Consider the following 23,410-nt stretch of genomic DNA (forward strand, 5'->3'; position numbering starts at 1 on the left):
ATGCCGACCAAGAAGAAGCCGGGGCGTGAAACCCCGCGAGACCTACCAGCAATTCCCAAAGAGCTGATTGATCAGTTCGTTAATGGCCCGATGAGCGCTGAAGCCATTCAGGATGCCTCGATGGCGTTCAAGAAGGTGTTGATCGAGCGGGCCCTTGGTGCCGAGCTAGGGCATCACCTTGGCTACCCTGAAGGTACTGAGCGCCCAGAGGGGGCGAGCAACCAGCGTAACGGCCGGAGCGGCAAGACAGTGCTCACCGATGATGGCCCGCTGCGTCTGGACATCCCCCGAGACCGCGACGGCAGCTTTGCCCCGATCCTGATTCCCAAGCATGAGCGCCGCTTTACCGGCTTTGACGACAAGATCATTGCCATGTATGCCCGAGGCATGACGGTTCGTGAAATCCGAGCCTTCCTGGCCGAGCAGTACGGAACCGATGTTTCTCATGACTTCATCAGTTCGGTTACCGATGCCGTATTGGAAGAGATTAGCGCTTGGCAGCAACGCCCCTTGGAGCCAATGTACCCGGTCATCTTTTTCGATGCCTTGAGGGTCAAAATTCGGGACGAGGGCCTGGTTCGCAATAAGGCCGTTTACCTAGCGCTTGGGGTGTTACCGGACGGTACACGGGATATTCTGGGCATCTGGATCGAAACGACGGAGGGCGCCAAATTCTGGATGAAGGTGTTCAACGATCTGAAGACCCGAGGCGTAGAAGATATATTGATCGCCGTGACTGACGGCCTGAAGGGCATACCTGAAGCCCTGAGTGCGGTGTTCCCGGATACCACCTTGCAGACCTGCATTGTACATCTGATCCGCAACAGCCTTGATTATGCAGGCTGGGACAAGCGCAGAGAGCTGGCCAAAGCTCTCAAGCCCATCTATCAGGCGCTCAACGCCGAGGTCGCAGCGCAGGCTTTGGACGCGTTTGAAGCTGGGCCATGGGGTAAGCAGTACCCGACGGTCACAGCAGCCTGGCGGCGTGCGTGGGATAGGGTCATTCCGTTCTTTGTGTTCCCGCCCGCCATACGAAAGGTGATCTATACGACCAATGCGATTGAAAGCATCAACGCTCAGTTGCGTAAGATCATTAAAACCCGGGGCCACTTCCCAACGGATGAGGCCGCGACGAAGTTGATCTGGTTGGCGCTACGTAATATCACTGCCAACTGGGGTAACGCGGCACATGACTGGAAAGCCGCTATGAATCAGTTCGCGATCCTATACGAAGATCGCTTCACCAGGCCGACCTGGTAAGTGAGGGCCTACCTGATGGCAGGCCATTAACGGCCCGAACACAAAAAATCTGACAGTCCCCACCGGTAGCGGCGGAAGAAAAACTTAAAATACTGTCCGGTATCAGTTGACCACTACACCGCTATCCTAACGCCGCTATCAAGCCTTCCAGTATCTGGCCTCACAGACAGCACTTTTTGTACTTAATTCCGCTTCCGCAAGGGCACGGCTCGTTGCGTCTATACTTCTTAGGACGGAGTGCCCGCTCCATTGTCTTAATAGCCCTTCCGAATGAAGAAGATGGCTTCATGTCTTTGGTTAACTCATCCATCTCAGGAGATCGTTCCCAAGGGTGGTTGAGCGTGATTCCGAATTGGATCTCCCCCTTGAGTCCCACAGACACTCCATACCACTGTGTAGCCCGTTGAGCGTATTTTCGTTTGGCGCAGTGCACCTCCAAGGTTCTGACTGCCTCCTTGCTGGGTGTAGGATTGCAATGGAAGCAAATCCCAGTCCCCGGCTCAGACATTCCAAGTACGAAGTCATGTCGTTTGCCATCAATCTTTGCCATGTTGGTTAGGCTTTCGATGGCCTTATGAACCGCCTTACACGTTTCCTCCCCCATAGACAGCAGAGTGAACCCCAGCTCAAGAATCGCAGGGTGAGGCCGGCGCTCAATCTGCTCAATCAATCGCTCGTAAAACGTCCCCCTCATCTTGGTGAGGATGCCTTCAGGGACTAGCTTGCCGGGGAGACCTTCTCGCCGAACAGTCATTGCGGTGTCCAAATCCGCTGCGATCGAGTCCTCCAGCATTACTAGATTGAATTCATCATTGAGCCAGAGTGAATCGCCCCTAGTTTCGTAGACACCTCCAGGCCTTATAATCAAGGCACCCAGGAGGTCCCATGAGCAACTCACGCTACACCGAAGAATTCAAAATTGAAGCCGTCAAACAGGTGGCTGACCGAGGCCACTCTGTTGCCGAGGTCGCCGCCCGATTGGGCGTGTCAGGGCACAGCCTTTATCAGTGGATCAAGCGCTACTCCAAGCCCACGGAGCAGCGGCAGCAGGACGATGAGCTTCAGGCCGAGATTCGTCGATTGAAGTCCGAACTGAAACGCGTATCCGAAGAGCGAGATATATTAAAAAAGGCCACCGCGTACTTCGCCAGAGAGTCCGATTGAGGTACGCGTTTATTCAGAGCCAAGTGGACCTGTACCCCGTGCGCCGCCTGTGCAAAATGATGACTGTGCACCCTAGCGGTTACTACGCCTGGTGCCGCAACAAGCTGTCTGATCGGGCTCGTGAAGATCAGCGGTTGTTAGGCCAGATTAAACACTCATGGCTGGAAAGCGGCGGCGTGTATGGCTATCGAAAAATCCACCTGGATCTTCGTGAAGCTGGTGAGGCTTGCGGCAAACACAGGGTAGCCCGCCTCATGCGCTGCGAGGGATTGCGCTCACAGACAGGTTATCGCCGCCGCCCTGGTCATTACGGTGGGAAGCCTGCGATAGGTAAGCGTCTGGTGATCCCATCTTGAGCGTCCTGCTATAGGCATCAGGATAGTGTCCACTTATTTTCTAGTGGACACTATCGATGGACTCATTAAGCGTAACCACCCCTAAACGTACACGCCGCCGTTTTTCTCCCGAATTCAAAGCCAGCATCGTTGCTCAGTGCCGTCAGCCGGACGTCTCCGTGGCCCGTATTGCCCTGGACAATGAGCTCAATGCCAACCTGGTCAGACGCTGGGTCAGTCAGGCACGAGAAGGCGGAGCACCGCTGGCAACCCCCGGGTTCATGCCAATCAACTTGCCCGCCGTCGCACCGTCTCCGGGCGGCCGGCCGGTCTCGAATGCTGGCAATACCATCCGTATCGAGATACACCGGGCCGGTGGTGCGGTTGTGGTGGAATGGCCCACAGAACAGGCCCAGCAGTGTGCCGTCCTGTTGCGGGATCTGCTGGGATGATCCGCATTGATGAGATCTGGCTGGCGACCGAACCGCTGGATATGCGCGCCGGTGCCGATACGGCACTGGCGCGGGTGGTTCAGGTGTTTGGCTCGGCCAGACCTCACTGCGCCTACCTATTTGCCAACAAACGGGGCAACCGGATGAAGGTGCTGATCCATGACGGCCTGGGTATCTGGCTGTGTGCCCGCCGACTGAACCGGGGCAAGTTCCACTGGGGCGAAGCCTGGCGCGGCGAGCGTCTGCGGCTGACCGATGAGCAAGTCATGGCGCTGGTCCAGGGGCTGCCCTGGCAGCGCCTTGGTGAGGCAGGCGTCATCTCGGTGCTGTAACCACAACCTGGCCAGCAGAGCCATCACCAAATAAGGGAATCGCGACGAGGCCTGGGGATTGGCATACTGCCAGCCATGACTCAGCGACCCGACCTCAATCAACTCTCTACCGACCAGCTCCGCGCCCTCGCGATGGAGCTGCTTGATCGCGTGGAGAGCAAAGATCGGGAGTTGCATTACACCAAGGCCGTGAACGAAAAGCTCACCCATGAGCTGGCCATACTTAAACGCCACAAGTTCGCCCGTCGCAGCGAACAGCTGGATGGGCATCAAGGGCTGCTGCTGGAAGAGCTGGTGGATAGCGACATCGCAGCCATCGAGGCCGAGCTGGCCGAGCTCACAGAGGCCCTGCCTCCTGACACCAAACCCAAGCAGCAGCCCAAACGTGCGCCGCTGCCGCCAGAACTGCCCCGGACACTGATCCATCACGAGCCTGAGTCCACGCAGTGCCGCTGTGGATGTCAGCTCAAGCGTATCGGCGAAGACGTCAGCGAAAAGCTGGATTATGTGCCGGGTGTGTTTACCGTTGAACGCCATGTCCGCGGCAAGTGGGCCTGCAACCAATGCAGCACCCTGACCCAGGCGCCGGTTCCGGCACAGGTCATCGACAAGGGCATTCCGACCTCCGGTCTGCTGGCCCAGGTACTGGTAGCCAAATACGCTGATCATCTACCGCTGTATCGCCAGGAACGCATCTTTGGCCGCGCTGGTCTCACCATTCCTCGCTCCACCCTGGCCGAATGGGTAGGCGCTTGCGGCGTCCAGCTGCAACCGCTGGCCGATGCCCTGAGAATGGCCCTGCTGGAACACGGCGTTCTGCACGCTGATGAAACGCCGGTCAGCATGTTGGCTCCCGGCAAGAAGAAAACCCACAAAGCCTACGTCTGGGCCTACAGCACCACCCCGTTCGCTGATCTGAAAGCGGCCGTTTACGACTTCGCCCCAAGCCGGGCGGGTGAGCATGCCCGCACCTTCCTGGGTGACTGGCAAGGCAAGCTGGTGTGTGACGATTACGCTGGTTATAAGGCCGGGTTCGGCAATGGCATCATCGAGATCGGCTGCATGGCCCATGCCCGGCGCAAGTTCTACGACCTGCACGTCGCTAATCAGAGTGTGCTGGCCGAGCAGGCACTGGAGTACATCAAACTGTTATACCAGGTCGAGCGGGAAGCCAAAGACCTGGCACCGGAACAGCGCCAGGTCATGAGGGCCACACAAGCCAAACCTATTGCCGAGGCGCTGCATAAATGGATGCTGGCCCAGCGGGAAAAGGTGCCGGACGGGACAGGGACAGCCAGAGCTCTGGATTACAGCCTGAAGCGCTGGGCAGCACTGACACGTTACCTGGATGACGGGGCTGTACCGATCGATAACAACTGGGTTGAAAACCAGATCCGGCCTTGGGCACTGGGCCGCTCCAACTGGCTGTTCGCCGGATCGCTACGCAGTGGTCAGCGTGCCGCGGCCATCATGACCCTGATCCAGTCCGCCAAACTGAATGGGTATGATCCCTATGCCTATCTGAAGGATGTGCTGACCCGACTGCCGACGCAGAAGAACAGCGCTATCAATGAATTACTGCCGCACAACTGGAAGCCGGCTATCAACCTGTGATTGCCGGACGCTTACTGCGATAGTCTCACCCAATCACTTGGATCGCCAGTTCGATGTATCAGCGCCCAATGTTGCCTGGGTGACAGACATAACTTACATCCGCACCTACGAAGGTTGGTTGTATTTGTCCGTGGTTATCGACTTGTTCTCGCGTCAGGTCGTCGGCTGGTCGATGAAGCCGCGCATGACGTCTGACTTGGCGCTAGACGCGCTGTTAGCCGCGGTGTGGCGTCGCAAACCGCAAGGCTGTGTCATGGTTCATTCGGATCAAGGCAGTCAGTTTAGCAGTGGAGACTGGCAGAGCTTCCTGAAAGCGAATCACCTGGTGGGTAGCATGAGCCGTCGCGGGAACTGCCATGACAACGCAGTCGCTGAAAGCTTCTTTCAGTTACTCAAACGGGAGCGGATCAAGCGGCAGATCTATCCAACACGCGAGGCTGCAAGGCAGGACGTGTTCAATTACATTGAGATGTTTTATAACCCAAGGCGCCGACACGGCACGAGTGGTGACATGTCACCGATCGAGTTCGAAAAGCGCCACTATCAGAGTCTGGCGAGTGTCTAGAATACTGGGGGCGATTCATAGTGAGAGAACAACAACACTGAGCCACGCCCTGTCGGCAGCAATGGGGTTGCTGCAACTTGATTGAAGTCTCCGATCTCATTGAACTGGCCGTTGTAACCATTGAAAGTTAGCGCTTTGAACACTGCCTCAACAACATCAATTTCCTGACCAGAATGCTGGGCTATCTCCTGCGCGGTGAACTCGAAGAGCTCAAGCACTGGGCCTACAGGTACTTCTCCTACCTTGGTTTCGCCGACCGTTCCTCTTCCGTTGGTCGCGCGCGCATCCATCAACGAACACATCGCACCTGCCACTCGAAGAGCCTGGCCACTGCTGAACCCCATGACACTCTCTAGCCATTCATCATCAGGGGCATGCTTCTCTGCAAAAAAATCACGGTACTGGAAGCTGTAGGCTGACTCGGTGCCATAGAAAATTGGCTCCTTCATCATCGCGCCTTGCCAAAAATCGTCATTGGCGACGCCCTGTTGTGCCTGGGACATCAATTCGCCGATTGCCAGGCCGGTCATAGCTCCGTGAAGCTCGCCTAGTAATTCGTCGGTACGGGAGACATAACCTCTCAGCGTGTCTTCATCGAGCTCTGTTAGATCCACAGGCTGACGCATCATCAGCCCCAACAACGTGCTTATTTCATTGCGATTGAGTCTTTTTCGGTCAAACAGATACTCAAGATCGGAAGCTTTGTACTCACCTTGGAATGATACGATGTTGTCGCGGTAACAAATACTGGCCACAGCATGAACGTAGCCAGGTTGGGCCGTTAGTATCCTCAGTTCTTCAAAAATTTCGGCTTCGCTTCGTTGCGTGGAATGCATTCCCGTTACCTTAAGATTCATGACTTAGGATTAGTGGCGACGAACTATCTTAATCTAGTGCTGCTGATGTGGCAGCCGATCAATAGATTCGTGAGGCTAGCTGCAAATTTTCATTACGGCTGTCCTTCCAGCCCACCAACGGGAGCCACACCACCTACGAGTCTTTCTCGACCAGCTAGAGACATCTTGGTGCAATCCGCATTGATCGCTATTGGCCGAAAACAGTAGTTGAAAATTCACCTCGACCACGTTCGAAGATATGTATCGATCACCTTTGAATTCAGAGAAAGTCAGCGCGCATTTCCGCCAGTCCATTCATCAACCATATCTGCCCAATCCTGCAACATCGCTGCCCGCTGATCACGATATTCAGCCTTGTTGTAGACGGCTCTGACACCCTTCTGCTCGTGCGCCAGGCACTTCTCAATCCAGTCGGTGTTGTAGCCTGCCTCATGCAACAGCGTGCTGGCTGTACGCCGCAAATCATGTGGCCCGAACTTGGTAAGCGACTTTCCATCTTTCTGCGCCGCTTTGTAAGTCAGGGTCAGCACCTGGTTGAGTGTGGCAGCGCTCATCGGCGCATCCGAGTCGTACCGTGATGGCAAAACAAAGTCGGAACCACCAGCAAAGGTTTTCAGGGCAATGAAAATATCCAGCGCCTGCTGGGACAAAAACACCAGGTGGGGATTACGCCGTTTCATCCGCTCCTTCGGAACCGTCCAGAGCGCTTCGCTGAAATTGATCTCACTCCAGGTTGCGTTTGTCAGCTCACTCTTGCGTACCATCGTCAACAGCAGCAACTTGGCTGCCGCACGATTTGTTGGGCTTGTGCCAACCCGCTCCATGTACTGGTACATCAACCCAATTTCATCTGGCGTCAACGCGCGGTCACGCGGCTCGAACCGAGCGATGCTCGTTGGCCGCACCAAATCTGCCGGATTCTCAACCTTCTGCCCGCGTTCAGTCGCCCAGCGAAACACTTGCATCACGATTTCACGCACATGAACGGCGGTGGCCGGTGCACCTCGCTCGACGATGGCGTCGGTTAGCGCCCGCAAGTCCTCGTGGGTGATCTCGACCAGTTTCTGATTACTGAATTTCGGCTTCAGCTCGCGTTCGTAGACAGACCGACGCATATCGCGGGTGGAGTCGGCCATCTGGTAGCCACGCAGCCATTTTTCCGCCCAGGCACCAAACGTCTCTGCATCTTTCACCCGTGCCTTGTCGCGAGCCTTCTCCTTGGCCGGTGACTTACCCGCCGCAACCATCTTCTTGGCGTCACCTAACTGCTCTCGCGCTTCTGCCAGGGTGATGCCACCGACGCCGTAGCGGCCAAAGGTGATGGTCTCCTGCCGTCCGTTGAGCGAGTAGTTGTAACGGAACGAGACAGCACCAGCAGCCGTGACGGCCACATACAGGCCATACCGGTCATTCACCTTGTAGAGCTTGTCCCTGGGCTTGAGATTGCGCAGCTTGGTATCGGTCAGCATGTACCTTGTCCTTCTTCGTTTTCGATACCATGCTGAAAAAACGTCAAACTTATAGTGTTTTTTCTATATAAAACAACAAGTTAGTAAAATTCAATACCATAAACACATAAGAGAAAGCAGCATGGTATCGGCATCAATCATGGCATCGTCAGTCGATAGTACCAGCTTTAATGCCATGCTCAAACGGTGCTTGCTGCTTCCTTCTGTTGCCAGACCATGCCAGACGAAAACACAAAAAAGCCCGCAATTACGCGGACTTCAGAGCATTTCATGCCTTCAGGTGCCTGGTCGTGCCAGACGCGGGATCATTCCCACTCTATCGTCGCCGGCGGCTTGCTGGAAATGTCGTATGTCACCCGCGAAACACCACTTATCTCGTTGATGATCCGGTTGGAAACCGTCTCCAGAAACTCATAAGGCAGGTGCGCCCAGCGAGCGGTCATGAAGTCGATGGTTTCCACGGCGCGCAGGGCGATGACCCATTCGTAGCGGCGAGCATCACCGACCACGCCGACAGACTTGATCGGCAAGAATACGGCGAAGGCCTGGCTGGTCTTGTGGTACAGATCGGCCTTGCGCAGCTCCTCTATGAAGATATGGTCGGCGCGGCGCAGGATGTCGGCGTATTCCTTGCGTACTTCGGCGAGAATACGCACGCCCAGGCCCGGACCGGGGAACGGGTGACGATAAACCATGTCATAGGGCAGGCCCAGCTCCAGACCGATCTTGCGCACTTCATCCTTGAACAGTTCACGCAGCGGTTCGACCAGCTCGAGCGCCATGTCATCCGGCAGACCGCCGACATTATGGTGCGACTTGATGACATGTGCCTTGCCGTTCTTGGTGCCGGCGGACTCGATCACATCAGGGTAGATGGTGCCCTGGGCAAGGAACTTGACGTCCTGCAGCTTGGTAGCTTCCTCATCGAAGACTTCGATGAAGGTACGGCCGATCGCCTTGCGCTTGGCTTCGGGATCGGTCACACCGAGCAAACGCGAGAGGAACTTGTCCTGGGCGTTGGCGCGGATCACCTTGACGCCCATGTTCTCGGCAAACATGGCCATGACCTGCTCGCCTTCATTCAGGCGCAGCAGGCCGTTGTCGACAAACACACAGGTCAGCTGGTCGCCGATGGCGCGGTGCAGCAGCGCGGCAACCACGGAGGAGTCGACGCCGCCGGACAACCCAAGCAGCACCTTGGCATCGCCTACCTGGGCGCGTACCGTGGCGATGGCATCTTCAACGATATTGGCGGGGGTCCACAGCGCTTCGCAGCCACAGAGCTCAAGAATGAAGCGCGACAGGATACGCAGGCCCTGCTTGGTGTGCGTCACCTCGGGGTGAAATTGCACCCCGTAGAAGCGGCGGGCGTCATCACCCATGGCTGCGATGGCGCAGCTCGGCGTACTGGCCAGTGTTCGGAAGCCGCTGGGCAGCTCGATGACCTTGTCGCCATGACTCATCCAGACGTCCAGACTCAAAGTACCGTCAGCGGCCACCGCATCCTCGATACCATCAAAGATGCTGCTCTTGTCGACCAGATCGACCCGAGCATAACCGAACTCGCGCTCTTCGGAGCCCTGAACCGCACCACCCAACTGGGCGGCCATGGTTTGCATACCGTAGCAGATGCCCAGTACCGGCACGCCCAGCTCAAACACGACCTGCGGCGCACGCGGGCTGCCGCTTTCAGTGACCGACTCGGGACCACCGGCGAGGATAATGCCGTTGGCTGCGAACTCGCGGATGGCCGCTTCTTCCATATCCCAGGCGCGGATTTCGCAATAAACGCCGATTTCACGCACACGGCGGGCAATAAGCTGGGTGTATTGAGAGCCGAAATCCAGAATCAGGATACGGTGGGCATGAATGTCATGAGACATGAGCTTTCCTTCGGAAAAAGCCTGAAGCTAAAGCTGGAAGCTGGGAGCAGAAACCAGAAGTCATCACTTCCAGCTCCCTACTCCCAGCTCCCAGCGCCTGTTGAGAGGGTCGATCAACCGACCCGATAGTTCGGTGCCTCTTTGGTGATCTGCACATCATGCACATGCGACTCACTCATACCGGCGCCGGTAATACGTACGAATTCGGGTTTGGTGCGCATTTCTTCGATGCTGCCACAGCCGGTATAGCCCATGGAAGCGCGCAGACCACCCATCAGCTGATGCAGAATCGCTGCCAGCGCACCCTTGTAGGCTACCCGGCCTTCGATACCTTCAGGCACCAGCTTCTCGGCACCGGCACCGGCATCCTGGAAGTAGCGGTCAGCGGAACCACCGCCAACGTTGGCCATGGCGCCCAGCGAACCCATGCCGCGGTAGGCCTTATAGGAGCGCCCCTGGAACAGCTCGATCTCGCCAGGTGACTCCTCAGTGCCGGCGAACATGGAGCCCATCATCACCACGGACGCGCCGGCAGCGATGGCTTTGGCCAGATCGCCGGAGAAGCGGATACCGCCATCGGCAATCAGCGGTACACCGGTGTCCTTCAGCGCAGCGGCAACGTCGCCAATCGCTGAAATCTGCGGTACACCAACGCCGGCGACAATACGGGTGGTACAGATAGAGCCTGGGCCAATACCGACCTTGACCGCATCAGCGCCGGCAGCAACCAACGCGAGGGCAGCAGCGCCGGTGGCAATATTACCGCCAATCACCTGAATATGCGGGTAGGCCTGCTTGACCCAGCTGACGCGATCAATCACGCCTTTGGAGTGGCCATGAGCGGTATCCACAATGATCACGTCGACGCCGGCCTTGACCAGAGCGGTAACGCGTTCTTCGGTTTCCGCGCCGGTACCTACTGCAGCACCTACGCGCAGCCGCCCCTGCTCATCCTTGCTCGCCAACGGATAGGCCTTGGCCTTCTCGATATCATTGACGGTCATCATGCCCTTGAGGCGGAAGGCGTCATCCACTACCAGCACGCGCTCGATGCGATGTTTATGCAGCAGTTTGCGCACTTCGCTGGTGGAGGAGCCTTCCTTGACCGTGACCAGCCGTTCCTTGGGCGTCATCACGTCGCGCACGCGGACGTCCATGCGGGTTTCAAAGCGGATATCACGGGAAGTGACAATACCGACCAGATCGCCGTTGTACAGCACCGGCACACCGGAAATGTTGTTCTGGTGAGTCAGCTCGAACAGCTCGTTCACCGACGCGTCGGCGTCAATGGTGATCGGGTCCTTGACTACGCCGGCCTCGTATTTCTTGACCTTGCGTACCTCATTGGCCTGCTGCTCGATGGTCATGTTCTTGTGGATAATGCCGATGCCGCCTTCCTGAGCCATGGAAATGGCCAGACGGGCTTCGGTCACGGTATCCATGGCCGCCGAGATGAGGGGAATGCTCAGCTCGATCCCCCGAGTCAGATGGGTTCTCAGACTGACATCCTTGGGCAGCACTTCGGAATAACCGGGCACCAGCAGGATATCATCGAAAGTAAGGGCTTCTTGGCGAATACGCAGCATAGCAGGGGCTCCCGAGCGGGAAAAATGGAAGCGCGTCATTATACCCATGCCGTCAGCAGTACTCAATTGGAATCATCGAAGAGCCAATGAATTATTCTGCCGGCCATGAGCTGTTAATATGCGCGCATGAACAATGATGACGCTATTTTCCAACGCTTGAGCACAGAGCGCGACGTGCTCACCGTCAGCCAGCTTAACGCACGGGCCCGCAGCCTGCTGGAAGAAGTTTTCCCGCGGGTCTGGGTTGAGGGCGAACTGTCCAATCTGGCCCGCCCCTCCTCCGGTCATTTGTACTTCACGCTCAAGGACAGCGGTGCCCAGGTGCGCTGTGCGCTGTTTCGACAGAATGCCGCCCGCATAAGACTCGACCTGCGCGACGGACTGCTGGTGCAGGCCCGGGGCCGGGTGAGCCTGTATGAAGGCCGGGGCGATTATCAGATGATCATCGACAGTCTCGAGCCCGCCGGAGACGGCGCGCTACGCCAGGCGTTTGATGCGCTCAAGGCAAAACTGCAGAGCGAAGGGCTGTTTGCGGCAGAACGCAAACGCCCGCTGCCGTCACACCCGACTCGTATTGGTGTGATCACCTCCCCCAGCGGCGCTGCAGTAAGGGACATCATCAGCGTATTTGGCCGGCGTGCGCCCTTCATCGAACTGGTCATCAGCCCCACCGCCGTGCAGGGCCGCGAGGCGGCGCCGCAGATTGTGCGCGCCCTGGAACGCGCCGACCTAGCGGGCTTCGACGCGCTGATTCTGGCCCGTGGCGGCGGTTCCCTGGAGGATCTCTGGCCGTTCAATGAGGAAATGGTCGCTCGCGCCGTTGCCGCCTGCCGGACACCGATTATCAGCGCTGTGGGCCATGAGACGGACGTCTCGATCAGTGACTTCGTTGCCGACCTGCGCGCACCCACACCCTCGGCGGCCGCTGAACTGTTGAGTCCGGATACCCAGGCCATGCTGGCTCAACTGCAGCGCAGCCATCGGCAATTGCAACAGTGCATGAAAGTACGGCTGGCTCGCGACGGTCTGCGCCTGGACAATCTGCGCCGCCGCCTGCGCCACCCCGGCGAACGCCTGGCACAGCAGGCTCAGCGCCTGGATGAACTGGAAATGCGCATGCAGCGCGCCTTGAATCACCGCCTGCAACACCAGCGTCACCTCCTGGAGCAGTTGCAGGGGCGTCTCCAGCATCAACATCCCGGTCGCCGCCTGCAGGTTCTCGGCGAGCGCCTGGAACAGCTGCAACAGCGCTTGCCACGCGTCATGCGACAGCAGCTGCAACAGCATCGCCAGCGACTGACCAATGCCATGCAGACACTTCATCTCGTCAGCCCGCTGGCGACTCTGGGTCGTGGTTATAGTATTTTGTTGGACAACCACGGCATGGCCATCCGCAAGCAAGGCGACACCCGTCCCGGTCAGCGTCTGCAGGCCCGACTGAGCGAAGGCCGGCTGACCCTGCGGGTCGAGGAAGACCAGCCGCATACGCTATCGCTGCTGGATTGAGGACAGCAATCGCAATCTGCCTTTGCTAGGATGGCGCCGCGCATCGCCAGCGGCGCGTCAAGTCACTAACCATCGGGAACACCATGGAATCGCAATACAACGATGTCATCAACTGGCTGGAGGATTATCCCCAGCTGTATACACTGATAGCGCTCACAGCATTGATACTGGGCGCCTGGATCGCTAACTGGATCGTCAAGCGCATCCTGATTCGCGGACTCATGCACCTGCTGCGTGCCACCCCGGTCGGCCATGATCAGGCATTGCATAACTCCAATGTCATTTCCCGGCTGGCCAATATCGTCCCAGCGCTGATCCTGTCTATCGGTATCGGGTTGATTCCCGGCCTGTCAGACACCTTGGTCACCATAGTGCGCAACGTCTGCGGCGCGTTCATCATTCTCACGGTGGCGCTGGCCATTGCCAGCGCATTGACTCTGGTCAACACCGTTTACGAACGCCGCCCGAAAGCTCGCATGAAGCCCATCAAGGGTTACATTCAAGTGGTCAACATCGTGGTCTATTCGATTGCCACCATTCTGATCATTGCCACCCTGATCGACCGCTCGCCCTTGATACTGCTCTCGGGTCTGGGTGCCATGGCCGCCGTGCTCATGTTGATTTTCCAGGACACCCTGCTGTCGTTGGTCGCCAGCGTCCAGATCAGCTCCAACGATATCGTACGTGTCGGCGACTGGGTGGAAATGCCCGCACTGAGCGCTGATGGCGATGTCATCGATATCTCGCTGCACACCGTCAAGGTGCAGAATTGGGACAAGACCATCACCACCATTCCCACCAAGCGGCTGATCAGCGATCCTTTCAAGAACTGGCGCGGCATGCAGGAGTCCGGGGGGCGGCGGATAATGCGTAGCATCATGCTTGATCAGCAGAGCGTGCATTTTCTCGACGATGATGAATGCCGACACCTGCACCGCTTTCGCCTGCTGGATGACTACCTGAACGATAAACAAGCCGATATCGATGAGTGGAACAAGCAGCTGGAGCAACAGGGGCAGGAGCCGGTAAACACTCGCAGAATCACCAACATCGGCACTTTCCGCGCCTATGTGGATCGCTATCTGCGCAGTCATTCAGGCATTCATCAGAATATGACACTGATGGTCCGTCAGCTCAGCCCGACTGCTGATGGCCTGCCAATGCAGCTGTACTGTTTCACCAACACAGTGGCCTGGTCCGAATATGAAGGTATCCAAGGGGACATATTCGATCACCTGCTGGCAATCCTGCCGGAATTCGGACTGCGGGTATTCCAACACCCAAGCGGCAATGACCTGCGCCAGATAAACCTGCCGCGCCACGCGGAATCGGAAGCCGGCGTCAGCTCGCTGGGATAGTCTCACCGGCGCGCCCGTCTGGGCGCGCCGTATTCTGCTGCCAACCCCCGAAAAGCAACATTGCACAGCAATAAAATACTAATAACCACCATGAATGCGCATAGATATTGCTTTTTTCTTCCGCATATTGCGCATGGAGCGCAAAATATCTAAAGTCGAAGCATGAAAACACTTCAGACACTCATCACCCTCCGACAGCATACCTGTCTCTGCCTGGTTAGCCAGCGACTGCGTCACTGACGCCTACTCTCTCGTCTGACCGATATTGTCGGCCCCTGCGGCCACCAGAATACAGAACAGGATTTTCGCCATGAGCATGCTTAACGACCCGTCCAGCAAATACCGTCCATTCACTTCGATTACCCTGCCCGACCGCACCTGGCCGGACAAGATCATCGATCGGGCACCCGTCTGGCTGTCCACCGACCTGCGCGATGGCAACCAGTCGCTGATCGAGCCGATGGATGCGGAAAAGAAAATACTTTTTTTCAAATGTCTGGTCGCCGTGGGTCTGAAAGAAATCGAAGTCGGCTTTCCATCCGCTTCGCAGACCGATTTCGACTTCGTGCGCGAGTTGATCGAAGGCGACCATATTCCTGACGATGTCACCATCCAGGTGCTGACCCAGGCCCGCGATGATCTGATCGAACGTACTTTCGAGTCCATCAAGGGCGCGAAAAAAGCCATCGTGCATTACTACAATGCCTGCGCGCCGGCCTTCCGCCGGATCGTCTTTGATCAGGATCAGGCTGGAGTGAAGGCCATCGCCGTGGCAGCGGGCAAGACCATCCGGCGCCTGGCCGAGGCTGCACCGGAAACCCAGTGGCGCTTCGAGTACTCCCCTGAGGTGTTCAGTTCGACCGAGACCGACTTTGCCGTGGACTTATGCAACGCGGTGGTCAGCGTGTTCGAGCCAACCCCGCAGAACAAGCTGATCCTCAACCTGCCGGCCACCATCGAATGTGCCACGCCGAACAACTATGCCGACCAGATCGAGTGGTTCGGTCGCCATATCGACCGGCGTGACAGCGTGCTGATCAGCGTGCATACGCACAACGACCGCGGCACTGGCGTAGCCGCGTCGGAACTGGCGGTGATGGCTGGCGCCGATCGTGTTGAAGGCTGCCTGTTCGGCAATGGCGAGCGCACCGGCAACGTCTGCCTGGTCACGCTGGCACTGAACCTTTATACCCAGGGTGTGGATCCGCAGCTGGACTTCTCCGACATAGATGCCGTGCGCAAAGTGGTCGAGGACTGCAACCAATTGCCGGTTCACCCGCGCCACCCCTATGCCGGTGATCTGGTACACACTGCCTTCTCCGGCTCGCACCAGGATGCGATTCGCAAGGGCTTTGCCCAGCAGGTCCCGAATGGCGTATGGGAAGTACCCTACCTGCCTATCGACCCCGCGGATATCGGCCGCAGCTACGAGGCGGTCATCCGCGTCAACAGTCAATCCGGCAAGGGCGGTATTGCCTTCCTGCTGGAACAGGAATACGGCATCAGCCTGCCGCGCCGCATGCAGATCGAATTCAGCCAGGTGGTGCAGCGGGAAACCGACCGACTCGGTCTGGAAATGACCGCCGGGCAAATCCATCAGTTGCTCCAACAGGAATACCTGCAGGCCAGCAGCCCCTACGCTCTGGTCCGCCATCGCCTGCAGGAGGAGAATGGTACCAGCGCGGTGGATGTCGAAGTGCTCCATGCCGGCAATACGCTGCACTGGCGCGGTATGGGCAAGGGCCCATTGGAGGCTCTGACCGCAGCCCTGCCTGTCGCGGTGGAGATCATCAATTACCATGAACACTCCATCGGCTCGGGCAGTAATGCCAAGGCGGCGGCTTACATCGAGATTCGCCTGGACAATGGCCGACCACTGCATGGCATCGGGATTGACGAGAACCTGACCACCGCCAGCTTCCGTGCGCTGTTCAGCGCACTGAACCGGGCCAAGCGTCAGGCCGAAGCCCAGGCCGCCTGACCACTTCACCCGCGCCGGCAGCATGCCGGCTTTGCCCGCCAGCAACGACAGGATAGAATCAGCGCATGTCAATCCAACATGCGCTGCTCACCTCCCTTCTGGAAAAACCCTCCTCCGGCTATGAGCTGGCCAACCGCTTTGATCATTCGATCGGCTATTTCTGGCAGGCAACCCACCAACAGATCTACCGTGAATTGGCACGCATGGCCGACGCCGGCTGGTTACTGGCAGAGCACGATGCCACCGGCACCAGTCGCAGGAAAAAGACCTACCATGTGTTGGAAGCCGGCCGCCGGGAACTAGCGCGCTGGATAGCAGAGCCTGGCGATCCAGGCCGAAGCGACCAGGCGCTGTTGATCAAACTGCGCGCCGAAGCCGTCCTCGGCCCACTGGGTGCCAGCCAGGAACTGCATCGCTTGATAGCACTGCACAAGACGCGCCTGCAGATGTACCGCGATATAGAGCAACGCGATTTTCCGGCTGCCGATATGGATCACGCGCAGAAGCTGCGTCATGCAGTGCTGCGCATGGGCATCAAGACCGAAGAGAACTGGCTGGCCTGGGCAAAGGAAACCCTGCCGCTGATGGAGTGATCAGTCGAGGCCGGGGGCTACCCGGCCACGCGAGTATTGAGCGGATTACAAAGCCGTGAGACGCTCGCGCGCGGCCTGATACTCGCTCTGCAGACGCTTGATCAGATCTGCTGCGGACACGACCTGCTTCACCGCGCCGACACCCTGCCCCGCCCCCCAGATATCCCGCCAGGCCTTGGCCTTGGTACTGCCGCCGGAACCAAAGTTCATCTTTGAGGGATCGGATTCAGGCAACGCTGCCGGATCCAGACCAGCGTTGATAACGCTCTTGGTCAGGTAGTTACCGTGAACGCCGGTAAACAGGTTGGAGTACAGGATATCCGAAGCGGTACTGTCGACGATCATGTTCTTGTAGGCTTCATCGGCATTGGCCTCATGGGTAGCGATGAATGCCGAGCCCACGTAAGCCAGGTCCGCCCCAGCCGCCTGCGCTGCAAGGATGGCATTACCGTTGGAGATGGCGCCGGACAAGAGCAGCGGCCCGTCGAACCATTCGCGGATCTCATGGATCAGTGCAAATGGCGACAGCGTACCGGCATGACCACCTGCGCCAGCGGCTACGGCGATGAGCCCGTCGGCACCCTTTTCAATCGCCTTCTTCGCATAGAAGTTGTTGATCACGTCATGCAATACGATACCGCCGTAGGAGTGCACCGCATTGTTCACATCCTCGCGAGCGCCCAACGAGGTAATGACGATCGGCACCTTGTATTTGACGCATAACTGCAGATCCTGCTCCAGTCGATCATTGGACTTGTGCACTATCTGGTTGACGGCAAAGGGCGCCGCCGGCTGGTCGGGATGCTGCGCGTTGTATTCGGCCAACTCGCTGGTAATGCGTTGCAACCATTGCTCGAAAACCTCGATGGGCCGGGCATTCAAGGAAGGGAAAGAACCCACCACCCCGGCCTTGCACTGGGCGATGACCAGATCGGGGTTGGAGATGATGAACAGCGGCGAACCGACCACCGGAATGGATAAACAGTCCTTGAGAATAGCGGGCAAAGCCATAAAAATACTCCTGAAGATCAAACATGGAAAATGAATGGAGGACACAACTGAACAGCTGAACAGCCGATCAACCGTCCTGAGCGGCCCCACCCTTGAGCACCGCAGCAAAGGGCGCCATCCGCTTACCCATCTCCTCAGCCAATGCCTGCAACCCATTGAGCGGGCGAACCATGACCTCGAACTCCAGGATCCTGCCTTGGGCATCAAAGCGCAACATGTCGATACCCTTGAGCTGTCTGCCATTGACCTCGGCACTGAATTCCAGCACCACGCTGTTGCCGTCTTCACTGACGAAACTGCGGTAATAGGTGAAATTTTCGAATACCGTATTGACGGTTTTGAGAACCAGCTTGATCGCGGCTTTGCCAGGATAAGGCGTATGCGCTACCGGTGAGCGGAATACGATGTCATCTGCCAGCCAGGGGTCCAGCTCTTCCATGGCGTTACGCTCGAGAATCTCATGCCAGGCGGCCAAGGTATGCTGAGCTGCAGAGGATAGTTGTTGTACTTGCATGATTGTTTCCTTTATTTGGCAAGATGAAGCGGCCATCCGCTCGGTTACAAGTCGGCCTGCAATCCACTGTCGCAAATTAGCAAATCCCATGCCGTGTGTGCAACTGGTTGCATACTAATAAGTGCAGAGGCCTTCGGTCAGGCCGTTCTCTGGACATCGTCGCGGCGAGTCATCCCTGCTGCGAAAAAGACACAAAAAACCCGCCGGCGGCGGGTTCTCTGTAATGGCAGCATCAGAGCTGTGAGCAGGACAACCGGACTCAGCGCTTGTCCCGGCGCTTCTTCTCGGCTTTCTTGTGATGACTCATCAGGCGGCGCTTCTTGTTTACCTGGCGCTCGGACAACTTGTTCTTCTGATCCGCATAGGGGTTGTCGCCACTCTTGTATTCCACACGAATCGGCGTGCCTGCCAATTTCAGCACCTTGCGGAACACATTCTCCAGATAGCGGGTATAAGAACGGGGCACCGCGTCCAGCTGATTACCGTGAATCACGATAATCGGCGGGTTGGAGCCACCCAGGTGAGCATAGCGCATCTTGATCCGCCGACCATTGACCATGGGCGGCTGATGCTCAGCCACGGCGGCCTCGAGAATCTCGGTCATGCGCTTGGTCGGAATCTTGGTCATGGCACTTTCAAAGGCTTGATCCACCGACTTATAGAGCAAGCCGACACCACTGCCATGCAGAGCGGAAATGAAGTGCTGATCGGCGAACTGGGTGAAGATCAAACGGCGCTGGAGCTCGGTCTTGACGTACTCCTTCTCGCTCTGATCCATGCCGTCCCACTTGTTGATGGCAATCACCAGCGCACGCCCTGCTTCCAGCACGAAGCCGAGCAAATGCAGATCCTGCTCGACGATACCGTCACGGGCATCGACGACGAAGATCACCACGTTGGCATCCTGAATTGCCTGCAGGGTCTTGATCACCGAGAACTTCTCGATCGCCTCGAACACCTTTCCGCGACGCCGCACACCGGCGGTATCGATCAGCGTGTAAGGCTTGTCGTGACGTTCGTAGGGAATATAGATACTGTCCCGCGTGGTGCCGGCCTGGTCGAATACCACCACCCGGTCTTCACCCAGCATGCGGTTGACCAGCGTGGACTTGCCGACGTTGGGGCGGCCGATGACCGCAATCTTGGTGCCGATCGGCTCGACCTGCAGGCGCTCGATAATTTCACCGTTCTCGTCCCGTTCTTCGGTCTCGATATTGCCTTCGCCCAGTACCGCCTGCAGCATCGGGTTGATGTTGCGACCATGAGCGGCCGCGATGCCAATCGGCTGACCCAGACCCAAGGCGGCGAACTCGCCGATGATGGAATCCTGATCGGCGCCATCGAGCTTGTTGGCAATCAGAAAAACGTGCTTGTCGCGCTTACGCAGATGCTCGGCGATCATCTCGTCACCGGCAGTACGGCCGGAACGCGCGTCCACCAGAAACAGTACCGCATCAGCTTCTTCGATGGCTTGCAGCGATTGGCCGGCCATGATGGTGTCGATGCCGTGCTCGTCACCGGTCAGACCGCCGGTATCAACAACAATATAAGGCTGCCCTTGCCAGACCGCCTCGCCGTATTGGCGATCGCGCGTCAGCCCCGCCACGTCGGCGACTATGGCGTCACGACTTTTGGTCAGACGGTTGAACAGTGTGGATTTACCGACATTCGGTCGGCCCACCAGGGCAATGACAGGAACCATGATTACTCCGCGCACCTTATCGGCGCCAAACAAAAACAAAAAGGCCGCTGCTCCGTCAGTGGGCAGCGGCCGGGAAAGTATAACCTGTTTCGGCTTCAGCGCAGCTGGTAGGCCGCCAGATCACCACTGTTACCGTATATATACAACGTATCGCCCTGCACGATCGGCGCGACGCGAACACCTTTGCTGTCGACCCGCACACGGCCGACCAGGCGACCGTCGGTCTGTGCCAGCAGGTGCACGTAGCCTTCGAAGTCAGCTACGGCCACGTAACTGCTGAATGCAACCGGGCCGGTGAGCTGGCGGCGCTGCAGACTGTCGTTGGTCCACAGCGGGGTCGCGCGGCTCTGGTCATAGGCTTCAAGCGTGCCGCCAGCCTGGCTCAGATATACGCTGCCAAAACCCGCAGCCGGACCGGCATGGCTGGATGTGGGACGTTGCCAACGAATGTTGCCGGTTTCACTGTCCAGAGCAACTAGGTTGCCCTGATAGGTAGCGGCATACAGTGTCTGGTCATTCAGCAGCAGCTCGCCGTCGATATCCACCATGCGTTCCAGTTCCGAACGCCCCTGAGGCTGGGCAATTCGCTGCTCCCACAGTGGGATGCCATTCTGGGCATCCAGTGCTACCACGCGGCCGCTGGCCAGACCGGCATACACGCGATGCAGGGAGACCACAGGTGCACTGTGCCCTCGCACGGTCAGTACCGGCAAGCTGGATTCATAGATCCAACGCTGCTCGCCGGTACCGATATCCAGTGCCACCAGTTTGTCGTCCTGGGTCTGCACTACCACCACGTCGCCGTTGGTCTGCGGGGCTGCCAGCACTTCGCTGGATACCTGTGCACGCCACAGCTCACTGCCATCGTTTTCATCAAGGACAATCACGCTGCCGTTCAGCGTACCCAGCATGACACGTCCGCCGCCGGCGCCGACAGCACCGGACAGCGGCTCCTTGAGCTTGACCTGCCAGTTGACCGAGCCGGTATCACGATCCATCGCCACCACGCGGCCCTTGGCATCGGCAGCATACAGGGTCAGCCCGTCGACCGTCGGCTTCAGCTTATTGAACAGCTCGCCCTGGCCGACGCCGATATTGCGTTTCCAGCTGCGATCAAGCTGTACTTCGGCATCGAATTTTTCCAATTCTGCCGGTGGCAGTTCCTTCTTGCCGGAACCACTGCAGCCGGCCAGTAGCAGGGCAGCAAGCCCCGCAACCAGAGTTCGGGACATCAGCTTCAAGAGGCTTCCTCCGCCAGGTCGTCCAGTTTAAGTTGCAGCTGCGGACGCGCGCGCGGGTCACCGGTGGCGTCGAGCGCAGCCTGATAAGCCAGACGAGCATCTTCCACTCGTCCCAGAGTCAGCAGCAGATCGCCGCGCACTTCCTCACGACCGGCCAGCAGCTCGCCGGATATGGGCGCGCTGAACAGCTCGAGCCCCTCTTCGGCACGCTCCAGCTGCGCCAGTACCCGCGCAAGGCGCTGGCGGGCAACTTCCTGCAGGGCCTTGTCGCTGCCATCATCGGCAACATCGCGCAGCAAGGTTTCCGCTGCAGCAAAGTCTTCGGCTTCCACTGCCAGGCGCGCCTGCATCAGCGCAGCGAAACTGGCGTACCGGGTACCCGGATAATCCTTGCGCAGGGTTTCAGCCAATTCGGCGCCACGCGTGCGGCCCGCTTCGCTGTCATCCTGCAACACGCTTTCAAGCATATTCTGGTATACGGCAGACGCGTTGGCGGCCTTGGTTTCCTGGTAGTTGGTCCAGCCATTCCAGCCAAACACACCGGCCAATGCCAATACCACGCCGGTAAGCACGGGCACACCATGGCGGTGCCAGACTTCCTTGATCTTTTCTACCTGTTCGTCTTCTGTCTGGTAACTCACCCTGCTCTCCTTATACCGCACCCAATCAATTGGTTCGTTGTTACGGAACTTACAGCAGCACCTTGCGCAGCTGCTCAGGTACTGCATCCCAGGCAAGGTTCAGTTGCTCGCCCTCCCCGCGCAGGGGTTTGAGACCAACCTGCCCCGCTGCGGCTTCCTCTTCACCGAGAATCAATGCACACAACGCGCCGGATTTGTCGGCTTTCTTGAACTGGCTCTTGAAACTGCCGCCGCCACAATGCACTACCAGACGTATTCCGGGCAAGGCATCCCGCAACTGTTCAGCCAGACGGATGGCCGCCTGTTGCGTTCCCGTACCCAGGGCGACCAGATAGACATCAACCTGCCGGGACAGTTCGGCGGGTACTTTGCCGAGGGTTTCGATCAGCAGCAACAGACGCTCCATACCCATGGCAAAGCCGACCGCCGGGGCAGGCTTGCCGCCCAATTGCTCGACCAGCCCGTCATAACGACCGCCGGCACATACAGTGCCCTGGGCGCCAAGCTTGTCGGTTACCCATTCGAACACCGTCAGCCCGTAATAGTCCAGCCCGCGCACAAGTCGCGGATTGATCACATAAGGAATACCGGCGACATCCAGCACGGCTTTCAGACCGTCGAAATGGGCCCGGGCCTCGTCGTTCAGGTAATCTGCGAGTGCCGGCGCGTCGGCCAGCAGCGCCTGGGTGTCAGGGTTTTTGCTATCAAGAACGCGCAGCGGGTTGCTGTCCAGCCGGCGTTGACTGTCTTCGTCCAACTGCTCGAAGCGCTCGCGCAGATAGGCCACCAGATCGTCCCGATAGCGGGCCCGGTCGGCGCTGGAGCCGAGACTGTTGAGTTCGAGAGTGACTGCTTCATCCAGCCCCAGCTGCTGCCACAGGCGCCAGCTGAGAATGATGAGTTCAGCATCGATATCCGGGCCAGTCAGGTTGAAGGTTTCCACGCCCACCTGATGGAACTGGCGATAACGCCCCTTCTGCGGTCGCTCGTGGCGGAACATCGGCCCGGTGTACCAGACCTTGTGGCTGACGCCACCACCCAGCAGGCCATGCTCGAGCATGGCGCGCACGCAACCGGCCGTCCCCTCGGGGCGCAAGGTCAGGGAGTCACCGTTACGGTCTGCGAAGGTATACATTTCCTTTTCGACGATGTCGGTGACTTCGCCGATGGAGCGCTTGAACAGCTCGGTAGGCTCGACGATCGGCAGACGGATCTGCTGATAACCGTAGCCGGCCAGGACGCTGGCCACGGTGCTTTCCAGGTATTGCCACAGCGCACTGTCGGCGGGCAGGATGTCATTCATGCCGCGCACGGCTTGCAGGTTCTTCAAAATCGTCTTTCCCTTA

Annotated in this window: 19 protein-coding genes and 2 pseudogenes; 10 read left to right on the forward strand and 11 right to left on the reverse strand. The window is 58.1% G+C overall.

The genetic code is table 11. The annotated features are described in order from the left end of the window. Positions 1-1,260, forward strand: coding sequence for an IS256 family transposase (locus BLU11_RS12695; protein WP_090273906.1), 1,260 nt, complete (start codon positions 1-3; stop codon positions 1,258-1,260). Positions 1,261-1,420: 160 nt separating this feature from the next. On the opposite strand, the gene BLU11_RS19765 is transcribed toward BLU11_RS12695, so the two are convergent. Continuing rightward, the gene (locus BLU11_RS19765; RefSeq protein ID WP_090273909.1) at positions 1,421-2,053 is read right to left on the reverse strand and encodes an SEC-C metal-binding domain-containing protein; all 633 of its coding nucleotides are present in this window, start codon (positions 2,051-2,053) and stop codon (positions 1,421-1,423) included. 92 nt (positions 2,054-2,145) lie between these two features. On the opposite strand from BLU11_RS19765, the pseudogene BLU11_RS12705 reads away from it, so the two are divergent. From BLU11_RS12705 to BLU11_RS12725, 5 genes and pseudogenes are all read left to right on the forward strand, one after another. After that, positions 2,146-2,753, forward strand: a pseudogene (locus BLU11_RS12705) (IS3 family transposase); the annotation flags it as partial. A gap of 83 nt (positions 2,754-2,836) precedes the next feature. Then, positions 2,837-3,211: an IS66-like element accessory protein TnpA gene (gene tnpA, locus BLU11_RS12710; protein WP_090271635.1), complete on the forward strand. Its 375-nt coding sequence runs from the start codon at positions 2,837-2,839 to the stop codon at positions 3,209-3,211. Continuing rightward, positions 3,208-3,543 (forward strand): IS66 family insertion sequence element accessory protein TnpB, encoded by a 336-nt coding sequence (tnpB, locus tag BLU11_RS12715; RefSeq protein WP_157718495.1) that lies wholly within the window; start codon positions 3,208-3,210, stop codon positions 3,541-3,543. Before tnpA ends, tnpB begins: the two co-directional genes overlap by 4 nt. Positions 3,544-3,618: 75 nt before the next feature. Beyond that, positions 3,619-5,157 carry an IS66 family transposase gene (gene tnpC, locus BLU11_RS12720; protein ID WP_090271637.1) on the forward strand — a complete coding sequence of 513 codons (1,539 nt, stop codon included), beginning with the start codon at positions 3,619-3,621 and terminating at the stop codon, positions 5,155-5,157. A 19-nt stretch (positions 5,158-5,176) separates the two neighbouring features. Further along, positions 5,177-5,722, forward strand: a pseudogene (locus BLU11_RS12725) (IS3 family transposase); the annotation flags it as partial. Here BLU11_RS12725 and BLU11_RS12730 read toward each other — a convergent pair. The 4 genes from BLU11_RS12730 to guaB form a co-directional block, all read right to left on the reverse strand. Then, complete coding sequence (locus BLU11_RS12730) at positions 5,719-6,558, reverse strand: hypothetical protein (RefSeq protein ID WP_197674193.1); 840 nt, start codon at positions 6,556-6,558, stop codon at positions 5,719-5,721. The pseudogene BLU11_RS12725 and the gene BLU11_RS12730 sit on opposite strands and share 4 nt — an antisense overlap. A gap of 290 nt (positions 6,559-6,848) precedes the next feature. Then, complete coding sequence (locus BLU11_RS12735; RefSeq protein ID WP_090273911.1) at positions 6,849-8,048, reverse strand: tyrosine-type recombinase/integrase; 1,200 nt, start codon at positions 8,046-8,048, stop codon at positions 6,849-6,851. Between the two features lie 305 nt (positions 8,049-8,353). Then, a complete protein-coding gene (gene guaA / locus BLU11_RS12740; protein WP_090273913.1) occupies positions 8,354-9,931 on the reverse strand; it encodes a glutamine-hydrolyzing GMP synthase in 1,578 nt (525 codons plus the stop codon). 113 nt (positions 9,932-10,044) lie between these two features. Beyond that, positions 10,045-11,517, reverse strand: coding sequence for an IMP dehydrogenase (gene guaB / locus BLU11_RS12745; RefSeq protein WP_090273917.1), 1,473 nt, complete (start codon positions 11,515-11,517; stop codon positions 10,045-10,047). Between the two features lie 126 nt (positions 11,518-11,643). Here guaB and xseA point away from each other — a divergent pair, with 126 nt between their 5' ends. The 4 genes from xseA to BLU11_RS12765 all read left to right on the forward strand — a co-directional run bounded on the left by xseA (position 11,644) and on the right by BLU11_RS12765 (position 16,955). Then, entirely contained in the window at positions 11,644-13,023 is a 1,380-nt protein-coding gene (xseA, locus tag BLU11_RS12750; RefSeq protein WP_090273920.1) for an exodeoxyribonuclease VII large subunit, read from the forward strand. Between the two features lie 83 nt (positions 13,024-13,106). Beyond that, complete coding sequence (locus BLU11_RS12755) at positions 13,107-14,381, forward strand: mechanosensitive ion channel family protein (protein ID WP_090273923.1); 1,275 nt, start codon at positions 13,107-13,109, stop codon at positions 14,379-14,381. 310 nt (positions 14,382-14,691) lie between these two features. Beyond that, positions 14,692-16,362, forward strand: a complete 1,671-nt coding sequence (leuA, locus tag BLU11_RS12760) for a 2-isopropylmalate synthase (protein ID WP_090273926.1) — start codon at positions 14,692-14,694, stop codon at positions 16,360-16,362. 65 nt (positions 16,363-16,427) lie between these two features. Beyond that, on the forward strand, positions 16,428-16,955 hold the full coding sequence (locus BLU11_RS12765) for a PadR family transcriptional regulator (protein ID WP_090273929.1): 528 nt from the start codon (positions 16,428-16,430) through the stop codon (positions 16,953-16,955). Between the two features lie 45 nt (positions 16,956-17,000). On the opposite strand, the gene BLU11_RS12770 is transcribed toward BLU11_RS12765, so the two are convergent. The 6 genes from BLU11_RS12770 to hisS form a co-directional block, all read right to left on the reverse strand. Beyond that, positions 17,001-17,966: an NAD(P)H-dependent flavin oxidoreductase gene (locus BLU11_RS12770; RefSeq protein ID WP_090273931.1), complete on the reverse strand. Its 966-nt coding sequence runs from the start codon at positions 17,964-17,966 to the stop codon at positions 17,001-17,003. A 67-nt stretch (positions 17,967-18,033) separates the two neighbouring features. Next, on the reverse strand, positions 18,034-18,480 hold the full coding sequence (locus BLU11_RS12775; protein ID WP_090273932.1) for a nuclear transport factor 2 family protein: 447 nt from the start codon (positions 18,478-18,480) through the stop codon (positions 18,034-18,036). A 259-nt stretch (positions 18,481-18,739) separates the two neighbouring features. Next, positions 18,740-20,182, reverse strand: a complete 1,443-nt coding sequence (gene der / locus BLU11_RS12780; protein WP_090276461.1) for a ribosome biogenesis GTPase Der — start codon at positions 20,180-20,182, stop codon at positions 18,740-18,742. 95 nt (positions 20,183-20,277) lie between these two features. Next, positions 20,278-21,414, reverse strand: a complete 1,137-nt coding sequence (gene bamB, locus BLU11_RS12785; RefSeq protein WP_090276464.1) for an outer membrane protein assembly factor BamB — start codon at positions 21,412-21,414, stop codon at positions 20,278-20,280. A gap of 5 nt (positions 21,415-21,419) precedes the next feature. Further along, complete coding sequence (locus tag BLU11_RS12790; protein ID WP_157718677.1) at positions 21,420-22,064, reverse strand: YfgM family protein; 645 nt, start codon at positions 22,062-22,064, stop codon at positions 21,420-21,422. 49 nt (positions 22,065-22,113) lie between these two features. Next, a complete protein-coding gene (gene hisS / locus BLU11_RS12795; protein WP_090273938.1) occupies positions 22,114-23,397 on the reverse strand; it encodes a histidine--tRNA ligase in 1,284 nt (427 codons plus the stop codon). Positions 23,398-23,410 lie beyond the last annotated feature (13 nt).

Origin of the sequence: Halopseudomonas litoralis, from assembly GCF_900105005.1 — a bacterium.
GTDB lineage: Bacteria > Pseudomonadota > Gammaproteobacteria > Pseudomonadales > Pseudomonadaceae > Halopseudomonas > Halopseudomonas litoralis.